This is a genomic window from Tsukamurella conjunctivitidis (assembly GCF_007858475.1).
GTDB classification, from domain to species: Bacteria; Actinomycetota; Actinomycetes; order Mycobacteriales; family Mycobacteriaceae; genus Tsukamurella; species Tsukamurella conjunctivitidis.
The window spans coordinates 1-661 of sequence record NZ_VIGX01000117.1 but is presented as its reverse complement, the minus strand read 5'-3'; the positions used below and the strand labels follow the sequence as shown (position 1 = coordinate 661).

The 661-nt window shown below is 67.9% G+C and carries 1 protein-coding gene; it reads left to right on the top strand.

Annotated elements, in window-relative coordinates; all coding sequences use genetic code 11:
* Position 1: 1 nt before the first annotated feature.
* Positions 2-661 (top strand): inorganic phosphate transporter (locus FK530_RS24630; protein WP_269434189.1); only part of this gene is annotated, 660 nt, incomplete at its 3' end.

Below are 661 nucleotides of genomic sequence, written 5' to 3'. Positions count from 1 at the left end.
CGTGGGGGGTGCCCGCGATGACGCACCCAGAGCCGTTGTCGTCCTTGCAACCGCGACCGCAGTGGTCCTGCTGTCCAACGCCGTGCGGATTCCGACATCAATCACCCTGGCGTTGGTCGGAGCGGTCACGGGGGTGGCTGTCACTGACGGGCAGGCCTCGAACTGGCACCTGCTTGCCCGAGTCCTCCTGGTCGGCCTCCTCTCCCCTCTGGTCGCCGCCGGGGTGGCCTTTGTCCTCAATCGCCATGCACTTCCACTGGCGGGCCGACTCGGCAATGTCGCGCGGTTCGGCAGGCTTCGACGGATGACCTTCTGGTTGCTCGCCATTGCCTACTCCACCAACGACGGGCAGAAGGTGGTCTTTGCGCTGGCGTTGATGACCAGCTCAGACGTGACGCGGGCGGCCAGCGCCCCGGCGTGGCTCATGGCGGGCGGATTGGTCTTCGCGATTGGAACCCTGTCCGGGGTTCGCGGACGGGGCCGTTTCCTGCGTCACGGCGTGGCAGCAGTCACTCCCGTCGGGCTCCTGTCAACGGAACTGGCGACATCGGGAGCCGTCATCGGCGGATCGCTGCTGGGAGCCCCACTGTCGATGACGCAATGCCTGACAGGCGGGCTCCTCGGCGTCGCCGTGTCCAGGTCCTCCCGGGCCGTGCGCTGG